General features: G+C 60.4%; 13 protein-coding genes. 2 read left to right on the plus strand and 11 right to left on the minus strand.

What is annotated here, in order from left to right:
- Positions 1-139 precede the first annotated feature (139 nt).
- Complete coding sequence (locus GA0061103_RS18015) at positions 140-1,066, minus strand: LysR family transcriptional regulator (RefSeq protein WP_092713465.1); 927 nt, start codon at positions 1,064-1,066, stop codon at positions 140-142.
- A 101-nt stretch (positions 1,067-1,167) separates the two neighbouring features.
- Here GA0061103_RS18015 and GA0061103_RS18020 point away from each other — a divergent pair, with 101 nt between their 5' ends.
- Positions 1,168-1,902: an SDR family NAD(P)-dependent oxidoreductase gene (locus GA0061103_RS18020; protein ID WP_092713467.1), complete on the plus strand. Its 735-nt coding sequence runs from the start codon at positions 1,168-1,170 to the stop codon at positions 1,900-1,902.
- A 46-nt stretch (positions 1,903-1,948) separates the two neighbouring features.
- Here GA0061103_RS18020 and GA0061103_RS18025 read toward each other — a convergent pair whose 3' ends face one another.
- The 5 genes from GA0061103_RS18025 to GA0061103_RS18045 are packed head-to-tail and all read right to left on the minus strand — an operon-like array spanning position 1,949 to position 6,462.
- Complete coding sequence (locus GA0061103_RS18025; protein ID WP_245304785.1) at positions 1,949-2,902, minus strand: aliphatic sulfonate ABC transporter substrate-binding protein; 954 nt, start codon at positions 2,900-2,902, stop codon at positions 1,949-1,951.
- Between the two features lie 46 nt (positions 2,903-2,948).
- The gene (locus tag GA0061103_RS18030; RefSeq protein ID WP_092713469.1) at positions 2,949-3,653 is read right to left on the minus strand and encodes an ABC transporter ATP-binding protein; all 705 of its coding nucleotides are present in this window, start codon (positions 3,651-3,653) and stop codon (positions 2,949-2,951) included.
- Positions 3,650-4,486, minus strand: a complete 837-nt coding sequence (locus GA0061103_RS18035; RefSeq protein WP_092713471.1) for an ABC transporter permease subunit — start codon at positions 4,484-4,486, stop codon at positions 3,650-3,652. The genes GA0061103_RS18030 and GA0061103_RS18035 overlap by 4 nt, the downstream gene beginning before the upstream one ends.
- A complete protein-coding gene (locus GA0061103_RS18040; RefSeq protein WP_092713473.1) occupies positions 4,479-5,612 on the minus strand; it encodes an LLM class flavin-dependent oxidoreductase in 1,134 nt (377 codons plus the stop codon). The genes GA0061103_RS18035 and GA0061103_RS18040 overlap by 8 nt, the downstream gene beginning before the upstream one ends.
- Position 5,613: 1 nt before the next feature.
- Positions 5,614-6,462, minus strand: a complete 849-nt coding sequence (locus GA0061103_RS18045; protein WP_245304786.1) for an ABC transporter substrate-binding protein — start codon at positions 6,460-6,462, stop codon at positions 5,614-5,616.
- A 130-nt stretch (positions 6,463-6,592) separates the two neighbouring features.
- Between GA0061103_RS18045 and GA0061103_RS18050 the strand changes: the two genes are divergently transcribed.
- Entirely contained in the window at positions 6,593-6,991 is a 399-nt protein-coding gene (locus tag GA0061103_RS18050; RefSeq protein WP_245304787.1) for an ArsR/SmtB family transcription factor, read from the plus strand.
- 60 nt (positions 6,992-7,051) lie between these two features.
- On the opposite strand, the gene GA0061103_RS18055 is transcribed toward GA0061103_RS18050, so the two are convergent.
- From GA0061103_RS18055 to GA0061103_RS18075, 5 genes are read right to left on the minus strand one after another with little or no spacing between them, the layout of a single operon-like run.
- On the minus strand, positions 7,052-8,143 hold the full coding sequence (locus GA0061103_RS18055; RefSeq protein ID WP_092713477.1) for an LLM class flavin-dependent oxidoreductase: 1,092 nt from the start codon (positions 8,141-8,143) through the stop codon (positions 7,052-7,054).
- Positions 8,140-9,864 (minus strand): dipeptide ABC transporter ATP-binding protein, encoded by a 1,725-nt coding sequence (locus GA0061103_RS18060; RefSeq protein ID WP_092713479.1) that lies wholly within the window; start codon positions 9,862-9,864, stop codon positions 8,140-8,142. The genes GA0061103_RS18055 and GA0061103_RS18060 overlap by 4 nt, the downstream gene beginning before the upstream one ends.
- The gene (locus GA0061103_RS18065) at positions 9,843-10,691 is read right to left on the minus strand and encodes an ABC transporter permease (RefSeq protein ID WP_092713481.1); all 849 of its coding nucleotides are present in this window, start codon (positions 10,689-10,691) and stop codon (positions 9,843-9,845) included. The genes GA0061103_RS18060 and GA0061103_RS18065 overlap by 22 nt, the downstream gene beginning before the upstream one ends.
- A complete protein-coding gene (locus GA0061103_RS18070) occupies positions 10,688-11,698 on the minus strand; it encodes an ABC transporter permease (RefSeq protein ID WP_092713483.1) in 1,011 nt (336 codons plus the stop codon). The genes GA0061103_RS18065 and GA0061103_RS18070 overlap by 4 nt, the downstream gene beginning before the upstream one ends.
- Before the next feature lie 38 nt (positions 11,699-11,736).
- Positions 11,737-13,389, minus strand: a complete 1,653-nt coding sequence (locus tag GA0061103_RS18075) for an ABC transporter substrate-binding protein (RefSeq protein ID WP_092713485.1) — start codon at positions 13,387-13,389, stop codon at positions 11,737-11,739.
- Between the last annotated feature and the right edge of the window lie 407 nt (positions 13,390-13,796).

The following is a 13,796-nucleotide window of genomic DNA, read 5'->3' on the forward strand; positions in this document are numbered from 1 at the left end:
ACTGCGCATTCAACGGAATGCCGTGGAATTGTATCTGCGCGCAATTTGCGAGAGAGAAAATACGGTTTCCTATCAGTGTGATGTAAAAAGAGCACTGGAAGAATGGGCGGTGAGTTGAATTCGAGGAGGCGGGGAATGATTAAGCTCTTGTCAGCGACAAAGAGCCGCCTTGCCTGAGTTGATCGAGGAAACGCAGAAAAGAAGATAGGACCGGTAAAGCTTGGTCGTTCCGCCATGCGAAGCCTAGCTGATAAGGTATGGGCGTGCCGATACCATCGATCTGCCGAAAAATGACTCCCTCCCGTTTGGACGATAGGAATGCTTCAGGTACCAATGATACGCCGAGGCTCGCGGCAACCAGGCCGACTATCGTTTCCATCTGCACGGCGCGCTGGCCGACACGCGGTGAAAATCCTGCTTCGGCGCACGCCCGTATGATCGCTGAATGAAGCCCGGGACCCTCGCTTTCCGGAAATAGAACCCACGATTCCTCTGCCAAGGCAGCAAGTGGAAGCAACGGTGCCGATGCTGAAGGATGGCTGGCTGGAATCGCGGCGACGAGCTGGCTCTCCAGCAGAACGCTCGTCGATACACGCGTTTCCTCACCGGGAGGAATCGGCAGCGCTACAAGACCAATATCCATCCGATCTGCCATGATCGCCGCGATCTGCCGTGCGGATGTGGCCTCTTCCAGCTCCAGCGCGACCAGGGGATAGGCGTTTCGAAACTCGGCAACGATCCGCGGCACCAGATGATGGATGGCACTGGCGACAAAACCGATCCGCAACGTTCCGACGATGCCTTCGCCAGCACGTTTTGCCAAGGCCACTGCACGTTCGGCTTGAGCTATGGTCCGTCGCGCTTCTTCACGCAAGACCTCGCCTGCCGGGGTCAGACCGGTGATCCTGTTGGTACGCTCGAATAGGCGTACGCCGATTTCCTCTTCCATCAGGCGGATGGCGTTCGTCAGCGGCGGCTGCGCCATGTTGAGGCGTTCTGCCGCACGATGAAAGTTCATGGTTTCGGCAACTGCAAGAAATTGCTGGAATTGGCGAAGGCTAAGCATTCAATACATATATCATATCAAACGGCGCTACAAAGTGTATTCGACATATCGAATGGCCTGCCTCATCCTCCCTGAAATTGATGCGTGGAGGATGTGCCGAAATGACAGAAACACAGATTGCAATCGTGACCGGGGGTGCAAGCGGGATTGGATTTGGCATCGCCCAAGCACTGGTGAAAGCCGGCTATGCGGTGGTGGTCGTGGGACGTAACAAAGACCGGCTTGTGCAGGCTGCGGATCGTCTCGGCTCGCTCACGCAATGGCGTCGGGCCGATGTTGGCAATCGAAGCGAGGTGGAAAGCGCATTCGCGGATTTTAATCGCATAGACGTTCTCGTGAACGCCGCAGGCTTTGTTCTCCCCGTCAGCCTTGCGACCCAGGCTGATGAAGCAGAGCGGAATTGGGATGCTGTCGTCGATGCCAATTTGAAGGGGAGTTTCCTTGCCACCATGATCGCCGCGCCGAAGCTTGCCAGTCCGGGTGGCCGCGTCATCAACATCAGCTCGATCGGTGCTCAGACCGGCGGAAGTCGCGCCGGCGGGCTGGCCTATGCCGCCTCGAAGGCTGGTTTGCATGGTCTGACCTACGCTCTGGCGCGCGAACTTGCGCCGCGCACCATCACTGCCAACGCGATCGCGCCCGGCTTTATTGCAGGCACCGGCTTTACCGAGAATTGGCCGGATGATCGCGTGTCAGAGATCATTGCTGCAACTCCGATGGGCCGCGCGGGTAGCGCAGCGGACATTGCTGGCACCGTACTCTGGCTTGCGTCGGAGGCGGGATCATTCGTGACCGGAACCGTGATTTCGGTGAACGGAGGGTGGCGAATAGGGTGACCGCGGCGACGTGGTAGGTATCGGAAAAAGCGTCGCTTGTTGCCGTCTATTTGAGCGAAATAGTGCCCGAAGCGACATCCGGAAGGGCTGGTATGATCCCGCTCTTGGCGTACCATTCGGCCACTTTGGCGATCTGTTCGATGTCGGCTTTGGAGACCGCTGTGGTCGGTACGGCATTGTTCTCGCCAATTTTCTTCGCGAGATCGGCCGGCACATTCATTTCCTTGACCCAGATTGCTCCCGCTTCGGTCTTGTTGGCGACGGCCCAGGAGTTTTCCGACTTGATCACATCGAAAACGAGTTGCAGTTGGTCAGGCTTGGATTGGGCGAACGCCTTGCTCGCGACCAGGACGACGGCATTGTCCGAACGGATAGCGGCGCCATCGGCGACGACCTTGCCGTCATAGGCTTTCTCGGCGATCGTCAGGAACGGGTCCCAGGTGGCCCAGGCGTCGACATGACCTTGCGTGAAGCTCGGGCCGCTGTCGCTCGGGCTCAGATAGACACGCTCCACGCTCCTCGGGTCGACGCCGTTGGTCGCGAGGCCCTGCATGAGCAGATATTCGCCCGTGCCGCCGCGATTGACGGCAACTTTCTTGCCGGCAAGGTCTTTGATGGAGCTGATATTGGAATCCTTCTTGACGACGATGCCTTCCGAACCTGCGGCCATCTTCTGATAGGCGAAGACGACGAGCGGAACTTTGGCCGCGAGTGCCGTGATCGCCGATGTCGAGCTGCCGGCGGTGATGTCTATGCTGCCGGCGTTCAGGGCTTCGAAGGCGGGGGCTGCCGCAGGAAAGGGACCGGCCCATTCCACCTTGATGCCTTTTTCGGCGAGTGCTTTTTCAAGCGTGCCACGTGATTTGGTGAGCGTGATGTCATTCGGCCCGCGTAGCCAGCCGATGCGCACCACCTGATCCGCGGCATGGGCAGCGGGCGCGAGGTTCGCGATACCGGCTATCGCTGCCATGGCGATGAAGAATTGACGTTTCGTGATCATTTTCCTGTTCCGATCTGCCGGGATGGCGTGCTTGGTAGCGATAATGTCAGGCATGCGAGGGTTCGACGCCGAGTTCGGTCAAAAGCTCGGCTTCGATGCGGCTTGCTTCCGGGCTGCTGCGGCGACGGGGATGATCGAGGTGGACAACGATCTCCCTGGTGAAACGGCCGTTTTCGAGCACGAGAATGCGATCGGCGAGCGTGATGGCCTCGCCGATGTCGTGGGTGACGAGCAGGACAGCAGGCCTGTGTTTCCGCCAGAGATCGAACACCAGCCCGTGCATGCGCAGGCGCGTCAACGCATCGAGAGCGGCAAAGGGCTCGTCGAGCAGCAGGAGTTCGGGCTCGCGCACGAGCGCACGGGCGAGAGCCGCACGCTGCGCCTCGCCGCCGGAAAGGGTGAGGGGCCAGGCACTTTGTCGATGCGAAAGGCCGACATCCTCAAGCACCTGCACGGTAATGGAGCGCGCATCCTGCCGCTTGACGCCGAGTGTGACGTTGTCGATCACGGTCTTCCATGGCATCAGCCTCGGTTCCTGAAACACGACGGAGCGCCGTTGGGGAAGTTGCAATCGTCGGGCCGGCGCAGCATCGAGGCCGGCAAGCACGCGCAGAAGCGTGGACTTGCCGGAACCGCTGCGGCCGAGCAGGGCGACGAATTCGCCCTTGGCAATCGTCAGATCGATGTCGTTGAGGATTGCGGGACCGCCGAAGGAACGGGTGAGGCCACGAATATCGACGGGCGGCGTCATGCGATCACCTCCGGGCGCCAGCGCAGCGCATAGGCTTCGAGCAGCCGCACCAGACCGTCCGTCAGCAGTCCCATGATGGCGTAGACCATGAGGCAGACCACGATGACATCCGTCTGCAGGAAATCGCGGGCATAGGTGATGATGTAGCCGATGCCGCTGGACGCATTGATCTGTTCGCCGACCACGAGGCTGAGCCAGGCAACGCCGAGGCCGTATCGAACACCGACCAGAAGGGAGGGCAGTGCGCCGGGGATGATGATGTGGCGGATGATGCCTGCTGTATCGAGGCCAAGTGTTCGGCCGGCTTCCACGAGTTTTCTGTCAATGCCGCGAATACCGCCATGGAGTGTCAGATAGATCGGGAAAACCGTTCCGAACGCAACAAGGCCGACCTTCGGCGCTTCGCCAATCCCGAACCACAGGATGAAGAGAGGCAAGAGACCGAGAAAGGGCATGGCCTTCAGCATCTGAAGCGGCGGATCGATGGCGGATTCTCCGAGCCGGGAAAGACCCGCTGCAAGCGCCAGCGCGACGCCGACGACAAAGGCGATCGAGAAGCCGAACAGGACACGCAGGAAGGACACGGCAAGGCCCGTGATGAGCTCGCCCGACATGATCAATCGATCCGCTGCACCAAGGATTTCGCCGGGCGAGGCAAGAATGCGCGGCGACAGAACTCCCGTCATGCTGGCGATCTGCCAGGCTATGATGATTGCGACCGGCGAGACGAGACGGACCGCAAATCGCGCTAGTCTTTTGCCTGCCGGTCTCTGTGACGGCGAACTGCCGATATCGCCGGGGACGTTTCGATCCATGGTCGAAATTTCAGCCATGTGCGGGCTTTCCACCAAGATCGCGATCGAACAGCGTCGACCAGGTGAAGTGCCTGCGTTCCGGTGCAGCGCGCTCGACGGGCAGCCGCGGCAAAACGAGTTCGCCGAAGCGATAGGCTTCTTCCAGGAGCGGCATGCCGGACAGGATGAACGTGTCGACTCCGACCTTCTGATAGGCCTCCAGCGTGCGGATTACCGTGTCCGGCGAGCCGACAATGGCGGTACCCGGCCCAGGTCGTACGAGGCCGATCCCGGCCCATAGATTGGGGGAGATCTCAAGATCGCGCAGGTTGGCAGGCTTGATGCCGCCATGCATTGCGCTCATCCTTTGCTGGCCGACGGAATCCGTATTGGAAACGAAGCGCTGGTTGGCCGCGATCGCGGCGTCATCCATTTGCTCGTAGAGGTCCGCAGCCGCTTCCCAGGCTTTTTCGTCCGTCTGCCGGACGATGACGTAGAGCCGGATGCCGTAGCTCAGCGACCGGCCGTGCGCCTCGGCGCGAAGCTTCACCTTGGCAACCTTGTCACCCATCTGTTCCGGGGTTTCTCCCCAGGAGAGGTAGGTCTCGACATGCTTGGCAGCGACTTCGATCGCGCTGTCGGATGAACCGCCAAACCAGAGCGGAGGCGGCTTTATAGCCGATCCGGCCGGAAGCGCGAGCTTTGCGCCTTCGGTCTGGAAATATTTGCCCTTATGCGTAACGCTTTCTCCAGCCATCAGCCGATGGAAGATCGTCAGATATTCGTCCGCCATCTGATAACGCTCGTCATGCGGCAGCATCATGCCATAGGCGCCGAGCATCTTGGCATCCCCGGAGACGACGTTCAGCATCAGCCGACCGTTGGAGAACTCCTGGAAGGTCGCAGCCATTTTCGCCAGCAGCGTCGGCGCGATGAGCCCCGGATGGAATGCGATGAGGAATTTCATCCGCTCCGTATAGGGAAGGAGCGCGCCGGCAAGCGGCCAGACGTCATGGGCGCCGGTGGCAAACAACGCGCCGGTGAAGCCGAGGTGATCATAGGCTTGCGCGAGCTGCTTGTAATAGCCGTAGTCGATGGTGCGCGATCCCTCGGCTTTCCACGGATAGGCGCCGTCCGGAGCGCACATGTACCAGAGTACGTTCATTTCAGATCTCTTTGTCGCTTGTCGTCTCAATTGTCAGTCTGGCCAGCAGATCGCCATGCTCGAAAAGTGTGTCGGCTTCCGCTTGCTGCTCGCGGAGAAGTCTGGCGTCGACGGCACCCGCCTGCCAGTTCCGGCCCGAAACGACGCGCGTCCAGGCCCGCCGGTCCGTTTCGTCTCCATCTTTCGAAAGGAGGGAGGCCGCCTTTTCCGGGTCGGCTGTTATCTCCTTGCCGAGGCGTTCCAGCTCAGCGGCAAAATCGATCGCTACCCCCCTGGAGAGGCTTCGCTCATGGATGGTCCAGAACAGGGAGCGGTTCGGAATAAGATCGCCGCAATGGGCAAGCACGCGGAACTCGCCGCTGAGCAAAGACTGTTCGAGATGCGGCGCCATGGCAATCCAGGCGGCAACCGCCCCGTCCTTCAGCGCGTCACGCGATGGCCCGGGCGCCATGTCCCGGCGCCGGATGTCGGCCAGGGTCAAGTCGGATTCTTCGAGCTGTTTGGCAAGGAAATAAGTGAGAAAGGAACCGTCGACCAGTGCGATGGCTTCCCCCTTGAGATCGGCAATGCTTTCGATGTCGGAGGTTTTTCTGACCAGGATGGCGCCATTGGCCGGGCGGGGTGCCGATGCTGCGACATAGGAAACAGAAAGCCCCGATGCTGCGGCGAGGATGGGTGGGGTAGAGCCCGTTCCACCGATATCGAATTCGCCGCGAACAAGCTTTTCCGCTGTGTCGCGCCCTTCATGATAGAGGACGAATTCCGGGTTCATCGTGGCAAATGCCCCCGGCCAGAGGGATGCCAGATGAAGGTGCAGATTGTTCGGATGGTGGCCAATCCTGAAAGCCAAGAGATTTCCCTCGTTGCCAATTGTTATATAAATTTATATAATGAGTAGAGAATTGATGGCGAGAAATTCGACGCTGAAAATTTCGCGAGAAAGAGAAAACTATTCCCGTCAAATGCAGGGTCCGAAACAGATGACCAAGACTGAAGACGACAAAAGCCGCCAGCGCAGACCGCATGAGCCGAAGGTCAAATGTCGTGCGATCGGTGCGGCTTCGGATTTCATGAAAGCCATGGCAAACCCGGTTCGGCTGGCGATCTTGTGCGTGCTCATGGAGGGCACAAGGACGGTGAGTGAACTGGAGGAGATTCTCGACGTCCATCAGCCGACGCTTTCACAGCAGATCGGGGAGTTGCGAGACGCCGGCATCATTGTCGGAAGGCGCGTAGCGAAGGCCGTGGTCTATCGTCTGGCCGATCCTCGCGCGGGCCAGCTCATCGCTCATTTGCGATTGCTGTTTGCCGATTCCGAGGCCTCCGCCATATGGCGTGGAGCTCAATTTGAATCTGGCGCTACGGCAGAGATGGCTTAGGGGCGGCGGTCTCGGTCGAGAGGAAATCCGGACAAGCCTCTCCGATCTAGATATGCATCGTCACGCGGTCGGCGACCAGCCAAGGCTCGGGGCCACCGTCTGGGCGAGATCGGTCAGCAGCCTCACATTCTCCGCAAGACCGAAAGCGGGCGGCAGGAAGAGGACAATCTCGTCGGCCGCCGCCAGGCCGGGGTCCTTCAGCACCGCCTCGATCACTTGGTCGGGGGTGCCGTGGAAGACTGGAGAAATCTGGATGCCTGGAGGCTGAATGGCCGGCGCGGTTGGTTCGAGGGCGCCGCTGGGGCGGGAGGCTCCGATCCCTTTGGTTCGGCGCTCGAGGTCGTAAGCGGCGTATTTCTCCCGCAATTCGGTGGTGGTGCCGACCAGGATCGATGCTGCGACCGTGACGGGCGGCGGCTCGGTGCCCTGCTTCTGGCGCCATGTCGTGCGGAAAGCGTCGATGGCGCGTGCCTGATACTCCCCGAAGGTTTCGCCTTCGGCGTGGTCGTGCTGTACGGTTCCCGAGATGAGCCCGATCCCGAGCTCGGCAGCCTGCACAGCCGAGCGCAGGCTTGCCGAACCCTGCCGGATACGGGACCGTAGCGTCGGGCTGTGCGGCGTCACACGCAGCTCTGTGCCTTCCGGAGCACCCTGGCCCGGACCACCGACAGTATGGAGAACCTCACCGGCGATTGCCGCCAGAAAACGCGCCTGGCGGCGTCTTGCCTCCGTGCGGACATCGGTATCGACCGAACCGAATACCGCATCGAAAGCTGCGTTGGCGCCCGTGGAGATGGCAAGCTCGAGCCTTTCGCCGATGAGGAGGTCGGCGGTGCCGGCCGCTTCGGCAAGCAGGATCGGGTCCTGGTAACGCATCGGGATGACGGCCGAACCTAGCGTGATGTGACTTGTATGTTGGCCGGCGGCAGCGAAGAACGGGATCGGAGAGGACAAGTAGTGATCGAAGTGGCGCTGATAGGCCCAGCCCGACTGATATCCCAGCCGCTCGGCCGCCTTGAACAGTTCTATCCCGTCACGCAGTCCCTGCGCCGGGCCGGCCTCATCGTTGAACGACACCCGGGTGTTGAAACCGAGTCGCCGCTTGGGGCGGAACGTCGCGGGCAGGGTGCTCGCAGGCGCAGCGATACTCATGCGATCTTTTCCTGGCTAATGATCCGGCGGAATTGCGGCGGGGGTACCCGGGAAGCGCCGGCGCTCGGGATCGATTCCAGCAGCGACACAGTGTACGGCTCACGGGGGGTGTCGAAAATGTCCTTGACGCTGCCGTGTTCGACAATACGCCCACGCTGCATCACCGAGACGGTATGGGCGAGCTGGCGCACGAGAGCCAGATCGTGGGAGACGAATATGTAGGTCAGGCCAAGGCTCGCCTGCAGTGAAAGCAATACTTCGACAATGTCGGCCTGGACACTGACGTCGAGCGCGGACGTCGGTTCATCGAGCACGATCACATCCGGTTTCAAAACCAGTGATCGGGCAATTGCAACGCGTTGACGCTGACCGCCCGACAAGGCTTGCGGCTTGCGTGAAAGCAGGTGCTCATCCAGCCCGACATTGGAGAGCGCTTCGCGGACCCGCTCCGTCCGTTCCGCATGAGTTCCGATGCCGAACCTGTCGAGCGGCTCACGCACCAGCTGCTCGACTTTCCAGGTCGGATCGAGCGACGTGAAAGGATTTTGATAGACGAGCTGAAGGTGGCGCCATACCGAACGTAGCGACTGGTGTGATCGGCCGTTCAGCTTTTCTCCGGTGACCGAAATAGTCCCGCTGTCCGGTTGGTCGAGTCCGAGCAGCAGCCGGATTGTCGTCGTCTTGCCTGAACCCGACTCTCCGACCAGCGCGTGCGTCGTTCCTGCAGGCACCGAGAATGAAACGTCATCGACGGCCGTCAGGAGCTTGCCGTCGACCGTGAAGCTCTTGGTGATGCCGTTGACTTCGATCTTTGGTGCCTTGCCGGAGCCGACATCAAGCAAACGGAAGCCGGGATCTCGGAGCTTGTGGTATCGGTCGGGGTTGAGGGCCGGAACGTCCGCATGCAGCTCCTTTGCGTAGGTGGATGTTGGTGACGCGAAGACGGCCGCGGTGCTGCCGGCTTCCTGAACGGCACCATTCTTGAGCACCACCAGAGAATTTGCCCGTTCGGCTGCGATCGCGAGATCGTGGGTGATGAGCAGCAGACTGATGGAGAGATCCTGCTGCAACCGCGAGAGCAGGTCGAGAATTCGCTTCTGGATCGTGACGTCGAGCGCCGAGGTCGGCTCATCCGCCACCAGCAGCAGCGGCCGTGGTAGGACCGCAAGGCCGATCAGCACCCGTTGAAGCATGCCGCCGGACAGCTGGTGCGGGTAGGAATCATAGACGCGCTGTGGATTGTCGAGCCCGACTTGTGCAAACGTTTCAAGGACAAGTGCCTTGCGGATTGCCCTGCTTGGCTCGTCGATGAGTGCTGCTGCTTCCATTGCTTGCGCGCCGATTGTCCGCACCGGATTGAGTGCGTTTCCGGGGTCCTGCGGAACGAACCCGATGGCCCGCCCGCGCAGCTGGCGGAAGCGGCGCTCGGAGAGCTGCAATATGTCCTGACCCTCGAATGCGATGCGGCCTGTTGCTTGCCCCGTGCGAGGGAGCAACCGCAGCACTGCCCGAGCGATGGTCGACTTGCCCGAGCCCGATTCTCCGATCAGCGCGAGGCTCTTGCCGCGACCCAGTTCGAACCCGACATTGCCAACGACCTCGGTCGGCCCGTAGGAGATAGACAGGCCGTCGATCTGAAGCAGTGGTGTTGACCGCTGCGGCAGCAGCGCGTTTTCACCGACATGAATGTGTGCTGCGTTTAGTCTATTTTGCGAAGCCATCGGCTGATCCTATTCACAGAGAGGACGGTCGCGATCGTGATGAAGGCGGGCGCGTAGACCAGCCATGGCCATTTGAGGTAGTCCTTGCCGATCGAAATCAGCAAACCCCAATCGGATGCCGGTGGCGGATCGCCGTAACCGAGGAAGGCGAGACTGGCGATTACCAGGATCGAGTCCCCGAACTGCAGCACGGCGAGCGGCAGCACGGAACGCGATGCGTTCGGTAGCACATGCCGCCAAAGGATGTGCCAGCGCGAGCCCCCCGAAAGAAAAGAGGCCTCGATGAAGGTTGCCTGCCTGGTCTTGATGACCTCCGAGCGCATGACGCGGGCAAAGACGGCCACCGAGGAGATGCCCGTGGCGATGGCGGCGTTCGTGGTGTCGAAGCCGATGGCGGTGACGACGATGACGGCAAGCAGAAATTTCGGAACTGCAAGCAGGACGTCGACCAGGCGGGCGAGCACCGTGTCCACGCGGCCGCCAAAGAAACCGGCAAGCAGGCCGATGAGGCCGCCGGCGACGGCGCCGATGACGACGGCGATCAGCGCGCTCTTGACGGAGGAGGCCGAGCCATAGACGACGCGGGTGTAGAGATCGCGGCCCAGCTGGTCGGTACCGAACCAGTGCCCGGCACTGGGGCCGAGCAGCTTTTGAGCGGGAATGCCGACTGCAGGGTTATGGCTCGTAAACAGGCCAGGCGCGAGCGACCAGGCGATCACGATCGCTACGATCGCAAGCGAGAGTGCGACGGTCGCCGGCAATCGGAAACCGGCAAGTCGGCTGCCAACGGCAATGCGCGGGGAGGTGTTGGTGGAGACCAGGGTCATGATAGCACCGACTTGGAAATGCCGCTGGAGCCCTCGTCCGAGGCGACTGGGCGGCGCTCTGCATCACCAAGCAGTTTTACGCGCGGGTCGAGCAGCGGATAGACAAGATCGGCGACGAGATTGACCAGCACGAATACCACCGCTGCGAGTGACACGATGGCTTGCAGGACGGGCAGATCCTGGGTGCTGACTGAACGCTGGACCAGGCTGCCGACGCCGGTGCGCCCGAACACCGCTTCGGTGATGAGCGAGCCGCCGAGCAGCTCGCCGATCGTCAGAGCGACGACGGTAATGACGGGAAGCGACGACGGTTTGAGCAGGTGCCTGACAAACAAACGCATCTGTCCGAGGCCGCGGCTGCGCGCGACGGCAGCGTATTCCTGCCCCGACTCGTGATCGAGGTTGGCGATAAGCACCTCGGCGATCTGTGCTGATATCGGAATACCGAGCGCGACCGCTGCGAAAAAAGTTGCCCAGAAGCTATCGGGGTTAATCACGCGGAAGAGGCCGAGCTGGAAACCGAAGATGTGGATCAGCACGAGGCCAATTACGAAATTCGGCACCGACAGGAACAAGGAGGGGAAGCCCCGCAGCAAGCCCTGGCCGAACCTTTTTGGCAGGAACTGAGTGCCGTAGGAAATCAAGATTGCCAAAAGCAACGCGACGACGAGACCCGCAAAGGCGAGAACCAGCGTCGAGGGCAGCACCTCGGCGATCATGGTGGTCACGGGCCGGTTGGTCCGCATCGACATGCCGAAGTCACCGATGAGGAAATGAGACAGGGATGTCGACAATTGCACGAGAACCGGCTTGTCCAGCCCCTGGGCGGCGATGATTTCCTGGATCTCCGCCTCGCTGAAACCGTTTTGCGGGTTGCGCAGAACGTTGGTAATCGGGTCGCCCGGCAGGATGCTGACGACGATGAAGGTGAAGACGTAGGTCAGCAGGATGACGACGACGGCCTGCAGGAGGCGTTTTGTGGCGTAGCTCAGATAGGCATTGTTCATGCCGGTCACCTCGTCACGTTTCTCGGTTGCACGGCGCGTTACTCGCTTATCGAGGCTGTATAGTAATTGGCGTAGGCGACGCCGTTGTAGGTCTCGCCCTTGAGCTTCGGAGACTGGACATAGATGCGCTGGACCATCTGTGTGCGCGGAATGAAGTAGCCCTGCTCGAGGACATATTTCTGAAGCTCGTCCAGCAGCGGGTTTCTGATCTCGAGAGAACCGGCACCGGCAATCTTATCGCGCAAATCGTTGATCTTCTTGTCGCTCTCTCCGAGTGCGAACCAGTTCTCGCCGTTATTGGCGTCGGTGAGGATGCTGGCGACGGTACCGGCGTCGATGAAGCTGCGCGTCACCTCGTAGGCCGGCACGCCGGCGCCGCCGTACTGAACCTTCTGGCCGTACGTCACGACGTCGTAGGCCCGGATGTCGACCTTCCAGCCGATCTTGCCGAGCTGCTGAGCGATGAGTTCGTCGATCGACTTCGAGGTTACGAGATAGGGGTTGGAGTTGAGCGTCAACGACAGTTGCTTGCCGTCTTTGGCGCGTATGCCGTCGGCCCCCTTGATCCAGCCCGCTTCGTCGAGGAGTTTCTCGGCCCTGTCGGGATTATAGGCCAAAAGGTCGCTGTGATCGGTCGCGCCGGGCACGTTGCTCTGGATGAATGAGGTCGCGAGCTTCCAGTCTGGCGTGTAGACGGTATCGATGATTTCCTGACGGTTGACGCCGGCCTGCAGGGCTTGGCGCACCTTGACATCGTCGTAGGGCGCCAGCTTGGTGTTGATCGCCCAGCCGTTCACGAATCCGAGATAACGCGGCGTCGCGACGGTAAAGCCGTCCTGCTTGAGGGAGGTCAGTTCCTGCGGCGAGGCGTTATAGGCAATGTCGGCCTGGCCGGACTGGACGGCGGCCACGCGCAATGACGGTTCGGACACCAGCTTGTAGGTGATCGTATCGAGATAGGCCGGACCCGTATGACCAACGGCCGCTGGCCCCCAGTTGTAATCCTTGCGTTTGGTGAGCTTGACGAAGTCGCCTTCCTTCCAGGAATCGACCACATAAGGTCCGCTGCCGGAGGTCTTGCTGAGATCGGCCTGCTGCGCGGCCGGCTGTGCGATGGTCTTGGGGGAAATCAGGATCGAGCCGTGATAGCCAAGAGTTGGAATGAAGCCGAGCGTCGGCTTTTTGAAGAAGACCTTTACCGTGGTTGCGTCAACCGCCTCGGCGTGATCGTAAGTCTTCGGGAAGAGCCCAATCGGATTGATGCCCTCTTTCTTGCGTCCGGCATACCAGATGTCGAGATTGGTGACTGCGGCAGACGCATCAAGGGGGGTGCCATCAGAGAAGGTTACACCACTCTTGAGATGGAGGGTGAACTCCGTGGCATTGTCATTCTGCTCCCAACGCTCGGCGATCCACGGGCTGACTTTGCCGTCTGCGTCCACGTAAACGAGCTTGTCGGTTACGTGACCCCATATGTGACCCTGGAAACTGGAAATCGCACTGTTATTCGGTATCCAGGTGTCGCCCAATGAATCGATGAGGAAAGTGATGTCGCCGCCATTGGCTGAACCGTCGGCGCTATAAGCTGGAGTGAGGCCCGCCATCGCCACCAAGGCACCGGTCGCCACGGCAGAAGTGGTAATCAGCAGACGGCGCCGGGAAAGGGACAGCGAAAAAAGGCGTTCGGTCATAGAAAGATCCTGATGGTTCGGGTTCCGCGAATTCCTGAAACAGAGCCTATGCAGGCAGAACCAAAAGGAGAAAGACTGGTTGTTCTTTTTCTACTAATTTTATGGATTATTTTGTCCGGTTTTGGCTGATGTAGGGATCAGCATTTTTCGGGCCTGTCGGTGAGGGAATTGCGGGCTTAAAATCCTGCTTGCGATCAGCGTCTGCGTATCGATCTCATCGGGATCGATTTTGAGCCATAAGCCCTCGAACATCCTCGCCGGCAGCCGATCACCGATCAGTTACGATGTCCCGATGTCATGCGCGAGGACGTTCCATTTTCCAGATCGGCAGCAAAGATGGCGTGGCATTTGCCGTCTCCGACATGGCTAAAGAGTGGCTGCAGACTTCAGGCCTGTTCGGCTTGAAG

Source organism: Martinezella multihospitum (assembly GCF_900094585.1).
In the GTDB taxonomy this organism is placed as follows: Bacteria; Pseudomonadota; Alphaproteobacteria; order Rhizobiales; family Rhizobiaceae; genus Rhizobium; species Rhizobium multihospitium.